Origin of the sequence: Asanoa sp. NPDC049573 (genome assembly GCF_040676615.1) — a bacterium.
In the GTDB taxonomy this organism is placed as follows: Bacteria; Actinomycetota; Actinomycetes; order Mycobacteriales; family Micromonosporaceae; genus Asanoa.
Window position 1 is genome coordinate 1 of record NZ_JBFAPI010000035.1, and the last position, 19,205, is coordinate 19,205.

General features: G+C 73.3%; 16 protein-coding genes. 8 read left to right on the top strand and 8 right to left on the bottom strand.

Going from position 1 to position 19,205, the window contains the following annotated elements; translation table 11 throughout:
- The first annotated feature begins 218 nt into the window (after positions 1–218).
- Genes AB0J74_RS37365 through AB0J74_RS37375 form a run of 3 tightly spaced genes read left to right on the top strand, consistent with a single transcriptional unit; the run spans position 219 to position 4,951 of the window.
- Complete coding sequence (locus AB0J74_RS37365) at positions 219–1,988, top strand: ABC transporter (protein WP_363457532.1); 1,770 nt, start codon at positions 219–221, stop codon at positions 1,986–1,988.
- A complete protein-coding gene (locus tag AB0J74_RS37370) occupies positions 1,985–3,682 on the top strand; it encodes a GTPase (protein ID WP_363457535.1) in 1,698 nt (565 codons plus the stop codon). The genes AB0J74_RS37365 and AB0J74_RS37370 overlap by 4 nt, the downstream gene beginning before the upstream one ends.
- A 51-nt stretch (positions 3,683–3,733) precedes the next feature.
- Complete coding sequence (locus AB0J74_RS37375) at positions 3,734–4,951, top strand: hypothetical protein (RefSeq protein WP_363457538.1); 1,218 nt, start codon at positions 3,734–3,736, stop codon at positions 4,949–4,951.
- Between the two features lie 45 nt (positions 4,952–4,996).
- Here the strand turns inward: AB0J74_RS37375 and AB0J74_RS37380 are convergent, their stop codons facing one another.
- From AB0J74_RS37380 to pdhA, 5 genes are all read right to left on the bottom strand, one after another.
- Positions 4,997–8,026, bottom strand: a complete 3,030-nt coding sequence (locus AB0J74_RS37380; RefSeq protein WP_363457541.1) for a hypothetical protein — start codon at positions 8,024–8,026, stop codon at positions 4,997–4,999.
- A 183-nt stretch (positions 8,027–8,209) separates the two neighbouring features.
- Positions 8,210–8,350, bottom strand: a complete 141-nt coding sequence (locus tag AB0J74_RS37385; RefSeq protein WP_363457543.1) for a hypothetical protein — start codon at positions 8,348–8,350, stop codon at positions 8,210–8,212.
- Positions 8,351–8,552: 202 nt separating this feature from the next.
- Positions 8,553–10,034, bottom strand: a complete 1,482-nt coding sequence (locus tag AB0J74_RS37390) for a dihydrolipoamide acetyltransferase family protein (RefSeq protein ID WP_363457546.1) — start codon at positions 10,032–10,034, stop codon at positions 8,553–8,555.
- Positions 10,035–10,039: 5 nt separating this feature from the next.
- Complete coding sequence (locus AB0J74_RS37395) at positions 10,040–11,029, bottom strand: alpha-ketoacid dehydrogenase subunit beta (RefSeq protein WP_363457642.1); 990 nt, start codon at positions 11,027–11,029, stop codon at positions 10,040–10,042.
- Positions 11,026–12,150, bottom strand: coding sequence for a pyruvate dehydrogenase (acetyl-transferring) E1 component subunit alpha (pdhA, locus tag AB0J74_RS37400; protein WP_363457549.1), 1,125 nt, complete (start codon positions 12,148–12,150; stop codon positions 11,026–11,028). The genes AB0J74_RS37395 and pdhA overlap by 4 nt, the downstream gene beginning before the upstream one ends.
- A gap of 437 nt (positions 12,151–12,587) precedes the next feature.
- Between pdhA and AB0J74_RS37405 the strand changes: the two genes are divergently transcribed.
- Entirely contained in the window at positions 12,588–13,103 is a 516-nt protein-coding gene (locus tag AB0J74_RS37405) for a hypothetical protein (protein ID WP_363457552.1), read from the top strand.
- Between the two features lie 3 nt (positions 13,104–13,106).
- Here the strand turns inward: AB0J74_RS37405 and AB0J74_RS37410 are convergent, their stop codons facing one another.
- Positions 13,107–13,613, bottom strand: coding sequence for a histidine phosphatase family protein (locus tag AB0J74_RS37410; protein ID WP_363457555.1), 507 nt, complete (start codon positions 13,611–13,613; stop codon positions 13,107–13,109).
- 90 nt (positions 13,614–13,703) lie between these two features.
- Between AB0J74_RS37410 and AB0J74_RS37415 the strand changes: the two genes are divergently transcribed.
- A complete protein-coding gene (locus AB0J74_RS37415) occupies positions 13,704–13,997 on the top strand; it encodes a DUF6458 family protein (protein ID WP_363457558.1) in 294 nt (97 codons plus the stop codon).
- A gap of 58 nt (positions 13,998–14,055) precedes the next feature.
- Here the strand turns inward: AB0J74_RS37415 and AB0J74_RS37420 are convergent, their stop codons facing one another.
- Positions 14,056–14,736, bottom strand: a complete 681-nt coding sequence (locus AB0J74_RS37420) for a hemolysin III family protein (protein WP_363457560.1) — start codon at positions 14,734–14,736, stop codon at positions 14,056–14,058.
- 80 nt (positions 14,737–14,816) lie between these two features.
- On the opposite strand from AB0J74_RS37420, the gene AB0J74_RS37425 reads away from it, so the two are divergent.
- Genes AB0J74_RS37425 through AB0J74_RS37435 form a run of 3 tightly spaced genes read left to right on the top strand, consistent with a single transcriptional unit; the run spans position 14,817 to position 17,195 of the window.
- Positions 14,817–15,416, top strand: coding sequence for an allophanate hydrolase subunit 1 (locus AB0J74_RS37425; protein ID WP_363457644.1), 600 nt, complete (start codon positions 14,817–14,819; stop codon positions 15,414–15,416).
- A complete protein-coding gene (locus AB0J74_RS37430) occupies positions 15,413–16,459 on the top strand; it encodes a biotin-dependent carboxyltransferase family protein (RefSeq protein ID WP_363457563.1) in 1,047 nt (348 codons plus the stop codon). The genes AB0J74_RS37425 and AB0J74_RS37430 overlap by 4 nt, the downstream gene beginning before the upstream one ends.
- Positions 16,443–17,195 (top strand): 5-oxoprolinase subunit PxpA, encoded by a 753-nt coding sequence (locus AB0J74_RS37435; RefSeq protein ID WP_363457565.1) that lies wholly within the window; start codon positions 16,443–16,445, stop codon positions 17,193–17,195. Before AB0J74_RS37430 ends, AB0J74_RS37435 begins: the two co-directional genes overlap by 17 nt.
- Before the next feature lie 148 nt (positions 17,196–17,343).
- On the opposite strand, the gene AB0J74_RS37440 is transcribed toward AB0J74_RS37435, so the two are convergent.
- Positions 17,344–19,179, bottom strand: a complete 1,836-nt coding sequence (locus AB0J74_RS37440) for an NHL domain-containing thioredoxin family protein (RefSeq protein ID WP_363457568.1) — start codon at positions 19,177–19,179, stop codon at positions 17,344–17,346.
- Between the last annotated feature and the right edge of the window lie 26 nt (positions 19,180–19,205).

A 19,205-nucleotide genomic window follows, 5' to 3' on the forward strand; every position in this document is an offset into this window, starting at 1 on the left:
GGCTCACCGCCTTCGAGGACGCTGACGACCGAGTTCGTCGTGCCGAGGTCGATGCCGACCGCACGTGCCATGGCTTACTTCCTTACGTCAAGTTGAGTGAATCGGACTCAATGATGCCACGATCATGCCACGCGTCAAACTGGGTTGAGTGTGGTAAGCGCAACTTCTACCTCCGCGTTCCTGTTGTCCAGGCCGCATAGATCGGGCACGCTTTACCCGTGACGACGCAGGTAGCGGCGGTGGTCCCGGAGGGACTGCCCACCGCGCTGGGCCGACTACGGGCGGCGATCTCGGCGGCCGACTACCCCCTGTCCCTCACCTCCGCGGCCGAGGCGCGCAAGGTCGGCGCCGCCCTGATCGCCCAACTCGACGACTATCTGCTGCCCCGGCTCGGCCGGCTCGACGCGCCCCTGCTGGTGGTCGTCGGCGGTTCCACCGGCGCCGGCAAGTCGACGCTCGTCAACAGCCTCGTCCAGGCCCGGGTGAGCGCGCCCGGCGTGCTCCGCCCGACCACCCGGGCGCCGGTGCTGGTCTGCAACCCCGCCGACAGCCAGTGGTTCCGCCAGGGCGACCTGCTGCCCGGCCTGACCCGCACCAGCCAGCCCAGCGATGACCCACACACCCTCCAGCTCGTGGCGGCACCCGCCCTCACCCCGGGCCTGGCCTTCCTCGACGCGCCCGACATCGACTCGGTCGTCGACCAGAACCGGGCGCTGGCCGCGCAACTGCTCGCCGCCGCCGACCTCTGGCTGTTCGTCACCACCGCCTCCCGCTACGCCGACGCGGTGCCCTGGGACCTGCTGCGCACCGCCCAACTCCGCGGCACGGTGATCGCCCTGGTGCTCGACCGGGTGCCCGAGGAGGCCGCGGTCGAGGTGCATGCGCACCTGGCCGAGATGCTGGCCGCCAACGAGCTCGCCGAGGCCCCGCTGTTCGTGCTTCCAGAGACCGACGTCGACGGCCAGGGCCTGCTGCCGCCGCGCGACACCGCCGAGCTGCGCACCTGGTTCGACCGGCTGGCCAGCGACGCCAGCGCCCGCACCGCGGTGGTCCGGCAGACGCTCAACGGCGCGGTCGCCGCGCTCGGGCCGGCCGCCGACGGGCTCGCGGCCGCGGCCGACGAGCAGGCCGCGGCGGCCCGGGCCTTGCGTGAGCGGGTACGCGCGGCCTACCGCGGCGCCTCGGAGACGGTCGAGCGCAGCCTCAAAGACGGCCGGCTGCTCCGCGGCGAGGTGCTGTCACGCTGGCACGAGTTCGTCGGCACCGGCGACTTCTTCCGCGGCCTCGAGGCCCGGATCGGCCGGCTGCGCGACCGGATCACCGCCGCCGTCACCGGCCGACCGCAGCCCGGCAACCAGCTCAAGTCGGCGATCGAGTCACAGCTCACCACGCTGCTGCGCGGCGTCGCGGCCGACGCCGCGGAGAACGCCTACACCGGCTGGCAGGCCCACCCGGCCGGCGCCGCACTGCTGGAGCCCGCGCTCGCCCGGCCGACCCCCGACCTGCCCGACCGGGCCGACCGGCTGGTCCGCGACTGGCAGCGCGGCGTGCTCGAGCTGGTCCGGCAGGAGGGCAGCGACAAGCGCTTCGTGGCCCGCACCGCCGCCTACGCGGTCAACGCGACCGGCCTCGCCGTGATGATCGCAGTGTTCGCCTCGACCGCCTTCATCCCGACCGGCCTCGAGATCGGCACGGCCGCCGGCACCACGCTCGCCGCGCAGAAGGTCCTCGAAGCGATCTTCGGCGACCAGGCCATCCGCCGGCTCGCCGCCAAGGCCCGGCAAGACCTGCTCGACCGGGTCGACGGGCTGCTCGCCGACGAGGCGGCCCGCTACTTCAAGCGGATCGAGGCGGTCGGCGTCGACGCCGATCCCGGCAGCGAGCTTCGCGCGGCGGCGGCCGAGGTCGAGCGGGCCCGCTCGGCGGCCGCGCTCACCGGGGGCATCCGGCTGGCGCTGCCCGATCGCGATGCGGGGGCGCAGCGGTGACCCAGTTCCTCGGCCGGGTCCGGGAGAGCCTGCGTGGCAACCGCCGCGTCGACCCCGACCTGCTGATCGGCCGCCTCGACGCGGTGCAGCGGTTCCTCGACGCCGCCGACGGCCACCTGCCGTCCGACCGGTTGGTCCCGGCACACACCCTGGTCGAGCGGGCCGCCGGCCGGCTGTCGCTGTCCCGCGACCACACCCTCGTCGCCCTCGCCGGCGCCACCGGCAGCGGCAAGTCCAGCCTGTTCAACGCGCTGGCACACATGAACCTCTCGCCGGTCGGCGTCCGGCGCCCGACCACCGGCCAGGCGTTCGCCTGCGTCTGGGGTCACGCCGACGACGCGGGCCGGCTGCTCGACTGGGTCGGCGTGCTGCCGCGCAACCGGTTCGCCCGGGAGAGCCCGCTCGACGGTGACGACGAGGCCGCCCTGCGCGGCCTGGTCCTGCTCGACCTGCCCGACCTCGACTCGGTCGAGTCGGCACACCGGGTCGAGGTCGACCGGCTGCTCGGCCTGGTCGACCTGATCGTCTGGATCGTCGACCCACAGAAATACGCCGACCGGGTGGTGCACGACGCCTACCTGCGCGAGTTCCACCGGCACAAGGACGTCACCGTGGTGGTGCTCAACCAGGCCGACCGGCTCTCCAGCGCCGACCTGCCCAAGGTGCTCGACGACCTGCGCCGGCTGCTCGACGAAGACGGCATCGGTGGTGTGCCGGTGCTGGCGACGGCCGCGGTGCAAGATGCGGCCATGGTCGACCTGCGCCGGCTGCTCGAACGCACGGTCGCCGAGCGCCAGGCGGCGTTGCGGCGGCTCAACAGCGACGTCGACAGGGCCCTGGCCGGGATCGACGACCTGGTCGGGCCAGCGGCGCCGGCCGACGTCGACAAGACGACCACGCGCGACCTGGCCAACGCGCTGGCCGGCGTCGCGGGGGTGCCGGCGGTGGCCGACGCGACCGAGCGGGCCTACCGGCACCGGGCCGGTTCGGCGACCGGCTGGCCGCTGGTCAAGGGCTGGCGCAAGCTGCGGCCCGACCCGTTGCGCCGGCTCCACCTGCACACCCCGCCGATGGTGGGCACCGAGCTCACCCCGGCCACCGACCCGCCGACGCCGGCGTTGACCTCGCTGCCCGACCCGAGCGCCGCGCAGCGCGCCTCGCTCGGCATCGCCCTGCGCAGCGTCACCGACAACGCCGGCGGCGACCTACCCGAGCAGTGGCGGGTGGCGGTCAGCGACGCCGCCCGATCCCGGCTCAGCGACCTTCCCGACGCGCTCGACAAGGCGGTGGCCGGCACCGAACTGGGCGTCGAGCGCAAGCGGACCTGGTGGCGCTTTGTCGGGCTGTTGCAATGGCTGGTCACCCTGGTCGCCGTGGCCGGGCTGGTCTGGCTGGTGGCCGGCTACATCGTGCGGGCGCTCGGGCTGCCCCGGTTCGACTATCCGATGGTGGGCGAGGTGCCGCTGCCGACGCTGGGGCTGCTGGGAGGCCTGGTCGCCGGCATCCTGCTGGCCCTGCTGGTGAAGCCGTTCATCCATTGGGGTGCGCGGCGCGCCCGGCGGCGGGCCGAGGCCCGGATGCGCGACTCGGTCGCCGAGGTCGGCCGCGAGCAGGTCATCGCCCCGGTGCGGGTGGTACTGCGCGACTACACGGCCGCCCGCGACGCCTACGGCGCGGCCGGGCCACCCCGTTAGGGCGGCTTCCGGGATCGTGCCCGCGCGGGGCGACCAGCGTAGGGTCACTACATGGCGACGCCACAGACTCCCTATGAGGCCGTGTTGAAGGCCGCGCGTGACGTCGACAAGCTCGACTGCGCGCTCGACGCCGAGATGCTCGGCACCGCGCTGCTCGGCAGCGTCTACGCGATCGCCGAAGAAGACCGGGCCGGCGCCGTACGTACCTTCGTCGAAGGTTTCCTCACCGCCACGTCCCGGCGGCGGGCCGCGGCGGCGACCACCATCCGGTCCGTTTTCGCCTCCCTCGTCCCCGACGCGCCCGGCGCCGCCGCGGTCAAGCCCGGCGCCCAGGCGCCGTCGTGGTCCGGCCAGCTCGGGCGGGTGCGCCCGACCGGCACCTATGCCTATGGCGACGTGTACGGGGACCAGACGTCATACCTGGCCACCTTCGCCTACGAGGACGACGCCGAGGGCGGGCCCGAGCACGCCGTGGTGGCCCTGGTCGACCACAACATCGGCATCACCAAGGACGTGTTCGTCGGCGGGCCGGCCGAACGGATCCTCGGCCAGGTCCGGCGGATGTGCGCGGCCGACGGCCTGACCTGGTTCCGCGAGGAAGACCCGCGCACCCTGCGCGGCGAGGTGGCCAAGCACCTGCGGATCACCGACGAACTCGGCGACCTGCCCGGCGAGGGTTCGCTGGCGACCGACCGCGCGCTGGTCGGCGCCCGCCTCGCGCTCCTGCCCGCACCCGCCCTGGGCGTGGTGCCAGACCTGCCCGAGCCGCTCGGCGACGACGAGCGTACGACGCTGATCCGCACGTTCCTGTCGGCGCCGGAGGCGGCCCGCTTCGAGCTCGACCGGGTGCCCGAGGCCGACCTCGGATCGCTGCACTTCTGCCTGAGCCTGGTCCTCGACCACGCGGCCAGCCTGCCCGACGCCGACCCGATGCGCTGGAGCCCGATCGTGGTCGAGCTGTTCATGCTCGACTGGGTGCACCGGCGTGCGGTGCTCGACATGGACGACGCCGCGCTGCTGCCCCGGGTGGTGCGCGCCTGGGCCGCTTACGCGTCGCGGGTACGCGGCCTGCCGGCGGAAGCGGTGGCCGCGACCGACCAGGCGGTGGAAGACACGGTGCCGGAGTTCGTGCGGCTCTACACGACCGGCGAGCGGCGCAGCCCGGCCACCGCCGCGGTGGCCCAGCTCATCGCCGAGGGCGTCGACCTCAACGACCCGGCCGCCCTGGACGCCTGGCTCGCCGAAAACCGCGACCGCCTGGGCGACTGAGCTTCTGACAGAGCCGGGCGCCCGTGGGGCGCCCGGCTCTTTCTGTCAGTTGGTCGGCTCGGCCGACGGGCTGTCGCCCGCGCCGCCGGACGGCGGGGCCGCCGCCTTAGGGCTCAGGCAGAGCACGTTGTCGTTGCGGCCGCCGGACACCTCGACCACCGGCTGGCCCTTGTCGGGGCACTTGGCCGCGTCGTCGACCCGGGAGACCACCTGGAACGCGTTGGGTTCGGTGCAGGTCGCCGCGACGGCGGTGTTGCCCGACTGGCGGACGCAGTCGCCGACCGCCGGGTTGAAGCCGTCGCCGCTGGAACGGGTGATGAGGTAGACCACCGCCAGCGGGATGACCAGCAGCAGGATCGCCGCACCCAACACCATCGCCAGGACCCGGCCGTTGCGCTCCTTGGCCGGCGGGTCCGGCTTGTCGTCGCTCGGTGTGGCCGGCTCGGCCTCCGGCCGGAACGCCTCGAACCGACCCTGGTCGTCGGCCGGTGCCGCGGACCAGGTGGCGGTCGGCGGCCCACCCGGGCTGCCGGCCCGGTTGAGCGGACCCAGCGGGCGGCCGGAGTTGAGCGGACCGCTGATCCGGCCCTGCGGACCGGCACCCGGCCCACCCGGACCCTGCGGCACGCTGACGCTGCCGGCGTAGCCACCCGGCGGGCGGATCCCCTGGGGACCCTCGAGCCCCTCGGAGCCGGGCCGGTTGCCCACGTCGGGCGGCGAGACCCGCGCGCTTGACCGGTAGCTACCCGGCGGACCGGGCGGCGCCGGCGGCACCTCGATCGGCGCGCCGAACGCGGTCGGCGCACCCTGCTGGTCAGGCCCCTGCCCGAAGCCACCGGGCTGCTGCCCGAAGCCACCGTGCTCACCGCGACCGGGCGCACTCGACGGCGGGCCGCCGAAGCCACCCTCGTCACCACGACCCGGACCACCGGGGAAGCCAGGCTGCTGCCCGAAGCCACCCTCGTCGCCACGACCCGGACCACCCGGCTGCCCTACGCCGCCCTGGTCACCGCGAGCGGGACCACCGGGGAAGCCTGTCTGGCCGCTAAAGCCACCCTCGTCGCCACGACCCGGACCACCCGGCTGCCCGAAGCCGCCCTGGTCACCGCGACCCGGACCGCCTGGGAAGCCGGGCTGGCCGAAGCCACTCTCGTCACCACGACCCGGACCCGGGAAGCCCGGCTGCTGGCCGAAGCCGCGCTCGTCGCCGCGACCGGGAGCGCCTGGCGGCGGACCACCGAAGCCGGGCTGGCCGAAACCGCCCTCGTCGCCGCGACCCGGCGCACTCGGCGACCCGGGCGGCGGACTACCGAAGCCGGGCTGGCCGAAGCCACCCTCGTCGCCGCGACCGGGAGCGCCCGGCGGCGGACCACCGAAGCCGGGCTGACCGAAGCCACCCTCGTCACCGCGGGCTGGCGCGGTCGGCGAACCCGGCGGCGGCCCGCCGAAGCCACCCTCGTCGCCGCGGCCGGGAGCGCCCGGGAAGCCCGGCGGCGGGCCGCCGAAGCCGCCCTGGTCGGCGCCGCGGGCCGGCGAGCCGGGGAAGCCATGTGCGCCGCCGAAGCCACCCTCGGGAGCGCCGGCCGGGAAGCCGGGCTGCTGAGGACCGTCTTCAGTGCGCGACGGCCCACGCGGCGGGCCGCCGAAGCCACGATCGTCGCCGCGCGACTGTGAACCGGCGAGGCCTTGCGGGCCGCCGAAGCCGCCCTCCGGAGCCGCGCCGGGGAAGCCGTCGGACCGCGCCGGTGAGCCCGGGAAGCCGCGCGGTGGGCCGCCGAAGCCGCCCTCGTCGGAACGGGCCGGCGAGCCTGGGAAACCACGCGGTGGGCCGCCGAAGCCACCCTCGTCGCCGCGGGGCGCGCCGGGGGAGGGTGCTTCGCCGAAGCCGGGGAAGCTGCCGTTGTCGGCTGCGGGCGGGCCGGGGAACGCGGACGGGCCGCGGCCGACCCCGAAGCCTTCGGGCTGGTCGCCGCCGTCAGCCTCGGCGGGCGCGCTCACCGCACGCCCGTAGACGCGGGGCTGCGGCGGCGCGGCCGCGGGCGGCGGCAACGGCTGGTCGGTGGTCGGCTGGACCCGGCTCGCGGTCGGCACGGACGCGCTGGCGCTGACCGCGCGGCCGGCCGGCGCCGAACCGCTCGGCGGGCCGGACGTCTGGTTGGCACCGCCCTGGCTGGGCACGGAGGCGTGACCGGAGCGTTCGTCGTCGGCGTCGCCGAACCGGTTGGCCGGCGCTTCGGCGGCGCCGAACTGGGCCGGGTCGATCCGGACGGCGCCCATCGGCACCGAGGCCGAGCCCATCGGGCCGCCGACCCGCGCGGAGCCCACCTGGGCCGAGCCGCTGTGCGGCGCGCCGCTGGTCGGCGTGGCGCCCTGGGGCGGCACGGGCGGAGCGGCCGGGGCCGCGCCGCCGAAGCCGGAAGCCGCCGGCGCGAAGCCGGCGAAGCCGCCCGAGTCGTCGCTGGAACCGCCACTCGACGGCGGCGGCGTCCAGCCACTCGGGCCGGAGTACCCGCCGCCGAACGACGGCCCCTCCGCGGGCGGCTGGTCGGTCGGCTGCGGGATCGAGACCCGGCCGGACGCGGCGCTGTCACTCGACGACCGCGGCTGCGGGACGCTCGGGGGGTATTCGGTGCGACCGTGGTAGTCGATCGCGCCGTAGCTGTCGGCCGGCGGCTCGGTGGGCGGGAAGGCACCGAAGGACGCGCCGGGGACGCGGGTCTGCTGCGGCGGCAGCGGGGCCGGCTCGGGCGCCTGCGGTATCGGTGCCGGCGCGGGCGTGTAGGGCGCCGGCGGCTGCTCGTCGTGTGCTCCCGGGCGGTGGCCGTTGATCGGCCCGTGCGCCTCACTGCGGGGACCGCCGAAACCCTCGCCCGGGCGGGCCGCGCCCCATGGCGGCTGTGCGGCGCCGGGCGGGCTCCACTGGTCGGTCCGCTGTGGTGGGTCGTAGCCGGCCGGGGCCCACGGCTCCTCGGCCGTCTGACGCCGGGGGTCAGCCTCGTCGTAGCGGGGCCCGCCAGCGTCCGAGGCAGCTTCGTCCGGCTCGTAGCCGGGGTGCTGCGAACCCTCGGACGTCATCTGCGCCTCCTCCATCGCGGAACAGCGGCCCGGACGTCATGCCGACGCCGGGCAGCCGGACCAACCGTACCGGGCGGTGCGACAGGTAGGAATCCCGGTGCTGTGACCAGCGAATCCAGTAACCGCACCAATACGAAAGGCCCGCCCGGCACAAGCCGGGCGGGCCTTATCTACGGCGCGTAATCAGTACTGCTGGCGCTGCGCGATCGCGATGATCTCGGCGCGCACGGCCGACGAGTTGGTCTGGCTGAGCGCGCGCTCGAGGGCACGGGCCCGGCGCAAGCGGTCACGGTGCGTGCGGTAGCGGTCGATCATGGTGCTCATGGTGTCGCTCCTCTTCTGCGCCGGTCGCCCCCAACCGGCGTCGATACCTATTATGCCGGAGCCAGACGTCGGTTGCCATCGATTATTAGGTGAGCCGTACCACCAGCCGAACAAACTTAGGTCAGCACCACGGTGGACAGAAGAAGAAACGAAAGAGCCGGCGTGGCCCGAAGGCCACGCCGGCTCCCACAAAAGCGAAAAATCAGCTCCAAGCGAGCAGTGTCGCCTCTGGATCGTTGAGGAACGCACCCACGTCGCGCAGGAACTTCGCGCCCAACTCGCCGTCGATGATCCGGTGGTCGAACGACATCGCGAGCTGGGTGACCTGACGAATCTTGATCTCGCCCTCGTGCACCCACGGCGTTTCCCGCACGGCACCGAACGCGACGATCGCCGACTCACCCGGAGGCAGGATCGGCGTGCCGGCGTCGACACCGAAAACACCGACGTTGGTGATGGTCAGCGTGCCGCCGGTCATCTCGGCCGGTGGCGTCTTGCCGGTCTTCGCGGTCTGCACCAGCGCCGTCATCGCGTCGGCCAGTTCACGCAGCGACAGCCGGCCGGCGTCCTTGATGTTGGGGACGATCAGCCCCCGCTCGGTGGCCGCCGCGATGCCCAGGTTGACGTAGTCCTTGACGATGATCTCGTCGCCGGCCCAGGTCGAGTTGACCATCGGGTGCCGCTTGACGGCCAGCAGGATCGCCTTCGCCACCAGCAGCAGCGGCGAGATGCGCACCTCGCGCCACTCCGGCTGGGCGCGCAACCGGTCGATGACCTGCATCGAGCGGGTCATGTCGACGGTCAGGAACACCGTGACGTGCGGCGCGGTGAACGCCGACGCCACCATGTTCTCCGCGGTCAGCTTGCGCACGCCCTTGACCGGTACGCGCTGCTCGCGGGCGCCGGCCGCGACCGCGGGCGCCGCCGCGACAGCGGCCGAGCCGCCGTTCTGGGCCGCGAGCACGTCGTCGCGGGTGATCGAGCCGAGCGGACCGGAGCCGACCAGGCTGCGCAGGTCGACGCCGAGGTCCTTGGCCAGCTTGCGCACCGGCGGCTTGGCCAGCGCGACCTGGTCGCCGCGTCCGGCGCCGGGAGCGTCCGCCGGAACGTCGACCTGCGTGACCGGGGCGGGCGGCTCGACCTCGACCGGCTGCGCCGGAACGGAAGCCGGCGCACCAGAAGCCGGCGCACCAGAAGCCGGCGCACCAGAAGCCGGCGCACCAGAAGCCGGTGCGGCAGAAGCCGCGGGCGCGGAGCCGTCCGTACGCCGGGGCCGCCGCTTGGCCGCAGCCGTCTTCGGCCCGTAGCCGACCAGAACGGCCGTACGCCCGCCAGGCGCCGGGCCACCGATCAGACCGGGCTCGACCGCACCCTCGGCCGGCGCCACCTCGACCGCGGCCAGCGAGGCCGCCGACGGTGTGGGCGCGTCGGACGCGGACGGGTCGGTGTCGATCGCGACGATCGGGCTGCCCACCTCGACGGTGGTGCCCTCGGGGTGGTGGATCTCGACGACCTTGCCGGCCCACTTCGCCGGGATCTCGACGGCCGCCTTGGCCGTCTCGACCTCGACCAGCGGTTGGTTGAGCTCGATCTCGTCGCCCACCTGGACGAGCCACTTGAGGATCTCGCCCTCGGTCAGCCCCTCACCGAGGTCGGGCAGGTTGAACGTCTTTATTCGCGACATCGCGGTCACCAACCGAACGAGCGGTCGACAGCGTCGAGCACCCGGTCGAGATCGGGCAGGAATTCCTCTTCGACCCTAGCCGCGGGGTAGGGCGTGTCGAAGCCGGTCACCCGGAGCACCGGGGACTCCAGGGAGTAGAAGCACTCCTCGGTGATCCGGGCCGCGAGTTCGGCACCGATGCCGATGTTGCTGGGCGCCTCGTGCACGACCACGCAGCGGCCGGTCCGCCGGACCGACTCGTAGACCGAGCCAAGATCGAGCGGCGACAGGGTACGCAGGTCGATCACCTCGAGCGACCGCCCGTCTTCCTCGGCCGCGCTCGCGGCGTCGAGGGCGGTGCGCACCATCGGCCCGTACGCCAGGACGGTCACGTCGCTGCCGGCCCGCACCGTGCGGGACGCGTGCAGCGGATGCGCCGCGGACAGGTCGAGATCGAGGTCGACCTCGCCCTTCTCCCAGTAGCGCCGCTTCGGCTCCAGGAAGACGATCGGGTCGTCGGACTCGATCGACTGCTGGATCATGAAGTAGGCGTCTTCCGGCGACGAGCAGGAGACCACCTTGAGGCCGGCGGTGTGCGCGAAGTAGGCCTCGGGCGATTCCGAGTGGTGCTCGACCGCGCCGATGCCGCCGCCGAACGGGATGCGGATGACGATCGGCACCCGCACCTTGCCCTGCGAGCGGTAGTGCATCTTCGCGACCTGCGAGACGATCTGGTCGTACGCGGGATAGACGAAGCCGTCGAACTGGATCTCGCAGACGGGGCGGTAGCCGCGAATGGCGAGCCCGATCGCGGTGCCGATGATGCCCGACTCGGCCAGCGGCGTGTCGATCACCCGATCGTCGCCGAAGTCTTTCTGCAGGCCGTCGGTGATCCGGAAGACGCCGCCGAGCTTGCCGACGTCTTCGCCCATGATGATGACCTTCGGGTCGCGTTCGAGCGACCGGCGCAGGCCGGTGTTGAGCGCCTTGCCCATGGTCAGTTTCTCGGCCATCAGTGTGCGCTCCCCTCAAACGACGCCTGGTAGCGAGTGAACCGCTCGCGCTGCTCGTCGACCAGCGGCGAACCGTGCGGGTAGACGTGGTCGAAGATCGTCACCGGCTCCGGGTCCGGCATGGCCAGCACCCGCTCGCGCAGGTGCACGGCCTCGCGCTTGGCCTGCTCGTCGACCTCGGCGAAGAACGCGGTGTCGGCGATCTGCTGCTTTTCCAGGAATGCGCGTACCCGCAGAATCGGGTCCTTGGCCTGCCAGGCCTCGACCTCGCTGGCGATGCGGTAGCGGGTCGGGTCGTCGGAGGTGGTGTGCGCACCCATCCGGTAGGTGTAGGCCTCGATCATCGTCGGGCCCTGACCGAGCCGGGCGTGGTCGAGCGCGGCCCGGGTCACCGCGTAGCTCGCGAGCACGTCGTTGCCGTCGACCCGAATGCCGGGGAAGCCGAAACCGGCCGCGCGGCGGTAGAGGGGGATGCGGGTCTGGCGCTCGAGGGGCTCGGAGATCGCGTACTGGTTGTTCTGGCAGAAGAAGACCAGCGGGGCGTTGAACACGCCGGCCCAGATGAACGCCTCGTTGACGTCACCCTGGCTCGTCGCGCCGTCGCCGAAGTAGGCGATAACCGCCTCACCGTCGTCGGTGCCGGTCTTGCCGTCCATGGTCACGCCCATGGCGTACCCGGTCGCGTGGAGGGTCTGCGCCCCGATGACGATCGTGTACATGTTGAATTTGAACTCGTTCGGGTCCCAGCCGCCCTGGTCGACGCCGCGGAACAGGCCCAGCGGCATGATCGGGTCGATGCCCCGGCAATAGAGAACGCCGTGCTCGCGGTAGGTCGGGAACGCCATGTCCTGCGGCTTCAGCGCGCGGCCGGAGCCGACCTGGGCGGCCTCCTGGCCGAGCAGGCTGGCCCAGATGCCCAACTCGCCCTGGCGCTGGAGGGCCGTGGCCTCGGCGTCGAGCTTTCGGACGATCACGAGGTCGCGGTAGAGCCCGCGGTATTCCTCGTCGGTGAAGTCGACACGGTAGACCGTGCCGTCAGAGCCGGTCACCGACTCGATCCGCTCACCTTCCGGAGTGAGCAATTGGACAAGCTCCCCGTCGGGGGGCGAGCCTCCCTTGGCCATCCGTGTCTCCCTGTCTGTGGTGCGGTGCCGGGGGTGTCCCGGCCGCGCAGCTTCGTCGCCCGCCAGCAGCGCCGACCGGCCTTATCTCACCGCGCCGGACCCGGTGGGGCCGCCGCGCGGTTGGGAGCCGACATCGCGTTCCGCGCCCTCCGCAAGGATGTGCTCGAGGCCCCGGCCACGTTGCCGTCGACTCCATCCTCGCATTGCCACCGGCGGTACCACAGGTTGGTTGACACTCTCCATGATCGACCTCGCCTGGTCCAGCATGGTGAAAGTTGGCACATAGACACGCAGTAGATAGCTGGCAAACCGAGCGTAACTGCGCGACTCTGGTCGCCGGACGCGATGACCGAATAGGACCGATTCCCCCCGGTTGACGGTCTGCCGGGCCTCCCCCGCCGCGTCGTCGCGTTCATCTGCAGACGAGGAGTTCGGCCGTGCCGGACGAGACCCTTTGGCCGCCACCGGGCGGCCGACATCGCGCCTCCGGGCTCAACGGCCCGACCAGGCGTTACGCGCTCATCGTGCTGGCCCTGGCGGTGACCTCGTCGCTGCCGATCCTGGCCGCGATCGGCCCCGGCGCCGGTTCGGTCGGCGACGCGCTGGCGGTCGACCAGCAACCCGACACCACCCCGTTCATCCCGCCACCCTCGCCGGGCCCGGTCGTGGTCATCCCGATCCTCCCCAGCCTGGCCGAGCCGCCGGTGCCGCCGCCGGTGGCCACCCTGTCGACCCCGGCGGACAAGCCACGGCGCCCGCAGGCGCGCCCGCAACGCGACGGCCGGACCAAACCCCACCGGGCGGTCGCCGCGCGCCCCACCCGCGAACGGCAGCCGGAGCGGGCCAAGGTCCGCGAGCCCCGCCCGCGGGCAGGCCACGGCCGGGTGGTCGTCAAGCGCAAGCTGTGGCGGCACACGCCGGCGGCGCTGCGGCACCGCTGCCGGCACCGCTAGCGATCAGCCGCGGGCGGTGTGGGTCTCCAGCAGTGGCGCGTCGCCGCGGCCGCATTCGTCCCAGGCGCCCTCGTAGCGGTGCGCGGCGACGCCGCTGGTGCGCAGCTCGGTGCCCTTCTTCGGGTCGAGCAACTCGGAAGCCAGCGAGATCGACGGGTTGTGCCCGATGAGCATCACCGTGCCGACCGCGTCGTCGACGCCCTGGATCAGGTCGATCAGGTCGGCGGCGTCGCCGTCGTAGACCTCCGCGCGATAGTCGACCTCGGGAGACGGCGGGTTGTCGCCGGCCGCGTCGGCCATGCCCAGGGCGATCCCGTGCCAGGTCTGCCGGGTGCGCTTCGACGGCGAGCAGATCACCAGGTCGGGCCGGTAGTCGCGGTGGGCGAGCCAGGCACCGATCGCGCCCGCGTCGGCATGACCCCGGGGTGTGAGCGGCCGGTCCACATCACCCACGCCGGCCGGCCGGTCGGCCTTGGCGTGCCGCACCAGCAGGATCCTGCGCTCGGTCATGCCACTCAGCTTGCCTGATTGGCGCCGCCTCCACATGGGTAAGTCGGACTGTGCCCGTCCGCTCGACGCTCTATGAAGGAGGCGACCACAGTGGGCATCGGTGCAAGCATCTTCCTGATCGCGATCGGCGCGATCTTCACCTTCGCGCTTGACGTCAACGTGGGCTGGCTCGACCTCGACGTGGTCGGCTGGGTCCTGATGTTGGCCGGCGTCATCGGCCTGGTCCTAACGCTCTGGTTCTGGCAGAGCCGCAAGCGCACGACCGTCGTCCGCGACACCCGCGCCACGCCCCCGACCTACGGGACCCCGGCACCGCCTGCGCCGCCGGCGCAGGGTCGGGTCGAGGAATACCACGAGGTCCGGCGCGACGACCGGGCCTACTGACCGCCCTCCCCCGACAGCGAATGGCCCCCGCCGCACAGGCGAGGGCCATTCGCTGTCGTCAGGCGGCGAACAGCGCCAGGTAGATCGCCACGTGGTGGCAGATCGCGGCGATCAGCGTGCAGGCGTGGAAGAACTCGTGGTGGCCGAACACGGTCGGCCACGGGTTGGGGCGGCGCATCGCGTAGAACACCGCGCCCACCGTGTAGGCGACGCCGCCGGCCAGCAGCAGCAGGAGACACGCCAGGCCGCCGTGCTTGGCGATGTCGGGCAGCACGGCCAGGGCGACCCAGCCGAGCGCGAGATAGAGCGGTGCCGACAGCCAGCGCGACCCGTGCGGCCGCAGCAACTTGAGCAGCACGCCGCCGACCGCACCGGCCCAGACGATGCCCAGGATGATCGTCGCCGTGCGGGTCGGCACCAGCAACACCATGAACGGCGTATAGGTGCCGGCGATGAAGATGAAGATCATCGAGTGGTCGAGCCGGCGCATGATCTGATAACCGCGCTCCGACCAGACCCGCCGGTGATACAACGCGCTGGTGGCGAACAACGCACACACAGTGATGCTGTAGACCAGGCAGCTCACCAGCGGCGACCAGCCCGGCCGGGTCGCCGCGATCGCGCAGAGCACGATCCCGGCCACCACTGCGACGAAGGAGGCGTACGCGTGTAGCCAACCGCGCATCCGGGGTTTGCCTAGGTCCACCGGCCGCATCCGGGATCGGGTCGATGTCGTCACCGGATCAGGCTACCTAGCTGCGCTGATAGCAGTCTGGCAGTCCGCGTACCCGCGATCTGAAGAAGTCGACAATGGAGCCCGTGGACATCCATCCGGTCGGCGCGACCGCGCTGCTTCTCGAGTGCCCACCCGGCGAGGTGGAAGCCTGGCGCGCGGAACTCTGGCGCCGCCGCGCGACCGGCGACCTGACCGCGACCGAGATCGTCCCCGGCGAGCGCACGGTGCTGCTCGACGGCGTCGAGACACCGGCTGAGGTGATCGCCGGCTGGGCACCGCCGCCGCCGGCCAGCTCCACTTCGGCTCGGGTCGTCACGATCCCGACGGTGTACGACGGCCCCGACCTCCCCGCCGTCGCCGCGCTGTGGTCGGTGCCGGTCCCGGCGGTGATCTCCCGTTTGGCGAATACCTCCTTTCGGGTGGCGTTCTGCGGCTTCGCTCCGGGTTTCGGGTACCTGACCGGCCTCCCCCCGTCGCTGGCCGTGCCGCGGCTGGCCTCCCCCCGCACGTCGGTCCCGGCGGGTTCGGTCGGGTTGGCCGGCGCCTATGCGGGCATCTACCCGACCGCTTCGCCCGGCGGCTGGCAGCTCGTCGGTCGCACCGACGTCACCCTCTTCGACGTCGAACGCGATCCGCCGGCCCTGCTCACGCCCGGCACCATGGTCCGGCTGGTGGCGGCATGAGCGGAGTGCTGGCGGTGGTCAAGGCCGGCGCGCTGACGACGGTGCAGGACTTTGGCCGGCCCGGCTACGCCCATCTCGGCGTGCCCCGCTCCGGCGCGCTCGACCCGGGTGCGCTGCGCCGGGCCAACGCGCTCGTGGGCAACCCCGCCGGCGCCGCGGGCCTGGAGACGACGCTGACCGGGTGCGCGTTCCGGCTGCCGGCGGGCGGCCTGGTCGCCCTGACCGGCGCGGTAGCGGCAGTCTCCGTCGACGGCGTCCCGGCCGCGCTCGACGTGGCGGTGCGGGTGCCGCCCGACGGGCTGGTCGAGGTCGGCCGAGCGACCGCCGGCGTGCGTTCCTACGTCGCGGTCGCGGGCGGGATCGCGGTCCCGCCGGTCCTCGGCAGCCGATCGACCGACACCCTCTCCGGTCTCGGCCCGCCCCGCCTCCGCAACGGCGACCTTCTCCCACTCGGCCGACCGGGCGACGCCGCCACCGCGGCGGGCAGCGACCGGATCCCGAACGGCTCGGACGGGCCTGACCCGTACGGCCCGGACCCGCACGGCCCGCACGGCCCGGGCCCGCACGGCCCGCACGGCCCGCACGGCCCGGACCCGCACGGCCTGCACGGCCCGGACACCCCAGAAGGCGCAGACGGCCCGAACGGTCTTGAAGCGGGCGGCCGCCGCCTGGCGTCCTCAGCGACGCCGGGTCGCGACGGGCTCATCGTGTTGCCGGTGCGGCTCGGGCCGCGGGATGGGTGGTTCACCGCTGCGGCGGTCGAGACGTTGCTGACGACGGCGTACACGGTGAGCCCGAACAGCAACCGGGTCGGCGCGCGGCTGGCCGGCGCTGCCCTGGCCCGCGCGGTCGCCGGCGAACTGCCCAGCGAGGGCGTGGTGCTCGGCGCCGTGCAGGTGCCGGCGGACGGGCAGCCGTTGATCTTCCTGGCCGACCATCCCACCACCGGCGGATATCCGGTGATCGCGGTGGTGACTGACGTTTCCGCACTGGCCCAGGCCCGTCCGGGCAGTACCGTCAGATTTCATGGACCTCAACGCTGACCTCGCCGAAGGCTTCGGTATCTGGCGGCTCGGCGACGACGACGCGCTGCTCGACGTGATCACGTCGGCCAACGTGGCCTGCGGCTTCCACGGCGGCGACTCGGTGACCATGCGGCGGGTCTGCGCCACCGCGGCCGCCCGCGGCGTGACGGTCGGCGCCCAGGTCAGCTACCGCGACCTGGCCGGCTTCGGGCGGCGGCGGATCGACTACGCGTTCGACGAGTTGCGCGACGACGTGATCTACCAGATCGGCGCGCTCGACGGGTTCTGCCGGGTGGCCGGCATGGCGGTGCGCTACGTCAAGCCGCACGGCGCCCTCTACAACACCGCGGCCGTCGAGGAGGCGCAGGCAGCCGCGGTGGTCGCCGCGGTCCGCGACTACGACCGAAAGCTGCCGATCCTCTGCTCGCCCGGCTCGACGCTGGCCGAACTCGCGGTCGGCGCGGGCCTGACCGTCGTCGGGGAGGGTTTCGCCGACCGGGCCTACGAGACCAACGGCAACCTGGTTTCCCGCTCCCAGACCGGCGCGGTGATCACCGACCCGGACGCGGTGGTCGCCCGGGCCGTCAGGCTGGCCCGCGAGGGCACCATGGTGGCCGTCGACGGCTCGACCATCCCGCTGCGGGTGGCGTCGATCTGCCTGCACGGCGACACGCCCGGCGCCGCGGAACTGGCCCGCCGGGTCCGCGACGGCCTGACCGCCGCGGGCGCGACCCTGGCACCCTTCGCGAGTTGACCTCAGCCGCGTCTCGCCGCCGCCCGCCTGCGGGCCCGGCCCGCATCTGACCTCAGGCGCGTCTCGCCGCCGCCCGCCCTCGGCCCGGCCTTGCGTCTGACCTTAGCCGCGTTTCGCCGCCGCCCGTCGGCGCGGCTGGCGTCTCACCTCAGCCTTCGTCGAGCCCGCGCAGCACCAGCGCGACCCGCTGCCCGCCGCCGGCGGCGACCTTGATCGGCACGCCCCAGTCCTGCCGGGTCAGGTGGCATGCCGCGTGCTCGGCGTCGGCGTCGCAGGTCGCCGCCTGCGCGACCACCTGGAGCACACCGCCCTCGACATCGCCCGCGATGACCAGTCGCCGGCGCAGGTCGGTGGTGGCGCCGGCGCCCTCGACCAGCAACTCCGGCGGCGACGCGGAGACGGTCAGCCGGGTCGACGGCCCGAACTGCTCGTCGAGTTTCTGCCCCGGCGCCGGCGTGAAGATCACGTCGAGGGTGACCTCACCGGCGGCGACCATCGTCGGCGGGCGCTCGGTGCGGTGCCGGGTGCCGGGGGCGGTCGACCCGCCGGCCGCGCTCAGCGCGCCGGGCGCCAGAGCGGTCAGCCGGTGCGCGGCCGACTCGACGACGAGCACGTCGCCGGTCGCGGTGACGACGATCCCGCTGGGCTCGGCTAGCCCGTCGGCCACGGTCGAGACGGTGTCACTGACCGGGTCGAAGCGCCGTACCGCGCCGTTGTAGGTGTCGGCGACCAGCACCGAACCGTCGGCGAGGGCGCACACGCCGAGCGGGTGCTGGAAGAGCGCCTGGTCGGCCGGGCCGTCCATGTGCCCGAAGTCGAAGAGCCCCTGCCCGACCGCAGTGTGCAGCACGCCGTCTTCGACGTAGCGCAGCGCGCTGGTCTCGCTGTCGGCGATCCAGAGCCGCCGGCCGTCGGCCGCGGTCGACAGCCCCGAAGGCTGCGCCATCCAGACGTCGGGCAGCGGCCCGTCGCGCAGCGCCTCGACCGTGGTGCCGGCGTAGACGCCGGTGGTCCGCTTGATCGGGTCGAACCACCAGAGCTGGTGGATCCCGGCCATCGCGACGATCAACTGGTCGCCGAACCAGGCCACGTCCCACGGCGACGACAGGTCGCTGGCCAGCGCGTCGTGCGCGTGGTCGTCGACCGTCGACCGCCATTGCCGCCCGGTCCCGGCGATCGTCTCGATCTGCCCGGTCTCGAGCCGCAGCCCGCGCAGCATGTGGTTGACGGTGTCGGCGACGACGACGTCGTAGCCGACCGCCTCGGCGACCTCGGCCGGCAGCAGGCAGAGCCCCTGCGGTTCGGCGAACGCGGCCACCTCGGGCCCGCCGTCGGCGTGCCCGCGGGTGCCGGTGCCGATCCGCCGCACGACGGTCTCACCGTCGGCCGCGAGCTCGACGATCGAGTGCCGCGACGAGTCGGAGACCAGCACGTTGCCGTTGGCCAGCACGACCGCCTTCCCGGGGAAGCGCAGCGTGGTGCGCGGCTCTTCCGGCGCCACGTATGGGCCGGAGCCCCGGTGCAGCGTGCCCTTGGCCTCGTGGGTGGCGATCAGCTCGTCGATCAGCCGGACCAGCCCTTCGGCGTGCCCTTCGCCCGCCATGGTGGCCACGACGTAGCCCTCGGGGTCGACCACGGTCAGCGTCGGCCACGCCTTGGCCGCGTACTGGTCCCAGGTGATCAGCTCCGGGTCGTCGAGCACCGGGTGGTCGACCTCGTAACGCTCGACGGCGGCCCGCAGCGCCTCCGGGTCACGCTCGTGTTCGAACTTCGGCGAGTGCACGCCGACGGTGACCAGGACGTCGCCGTATTTCTCCTCGAGCGGCCGCAACTCGTCGAGCACGTGCAGGCAGTTGATGCAGCAGAAGGTCCAGAAGTCGATCAGGACGATCTTGCCGCGCAGGTCGGCGATCGACAGATCCTTGCCGCCCGTGTTGAGCCACCCACGGCCCCGGAGCTGAGGTGCGCGTACGCGAGGAGTCACCCACCAATCCTGCCAGGTGGGTGGCC

Coding starts and splice junctions, on each gene's coding strand:
- AB0J74_RS37380 (WP_363457541.1), bottom strand. CDS start 8,026: ATGACGTCCGAGGGTTCGCAGCACCCCGGCTACGAGCCGGACGAAGCT.
- AB0J74_RS37435 (WP_363457565.1), top strand. CDS start 16,443: ATGGACCTCAACGCTGACCTCGCCGAAGGCTTCGGTATCTGGCGGCTC.
- AB0J74_RS37375 (WP_363457538.1), top strand. CDS start 3,734: ATGGCGACGCCACAGACTCCCTATGAGGCCGTGTTGAAGGCCGCGCGT.
- pdhA (WP_363457549.1), bottom strand. CDS start 12,150: ATGGCCAAGGGAGGCTCGCCCCCCGACGGGGAGCTTGTCCAATTGCTC.
- AB0J74_RS37430 (WP_363457563.1), top strand. CDS start 15,413: ATGAGCGGAGTGCTGGCGGTGGTCAAGGCCGGCGCGCTGACGACGGTG.
- AB0J74_RS37390 (WP_363457546.1), bottom strand. CDS start 10,034: ATGTCGCGAATAAAGACGTTCAACCTGCCCGACCTCGGTGAGGGGCTG.
- AB0J74_RS37410 (WP_363457555.1), bottom strand. CDS start 13,613: ATGACCGAGCGCAGGATCCTGCTGGTGCGGCACGCCAAGGCCGACCGG.
- AB0J74_RS37385 (WP_363457543.1), bottom strand. CDS start 8,350: ATGAGCACCATGATCGACCGCTACCGCACGCACCGTGACCGCTTGCGC.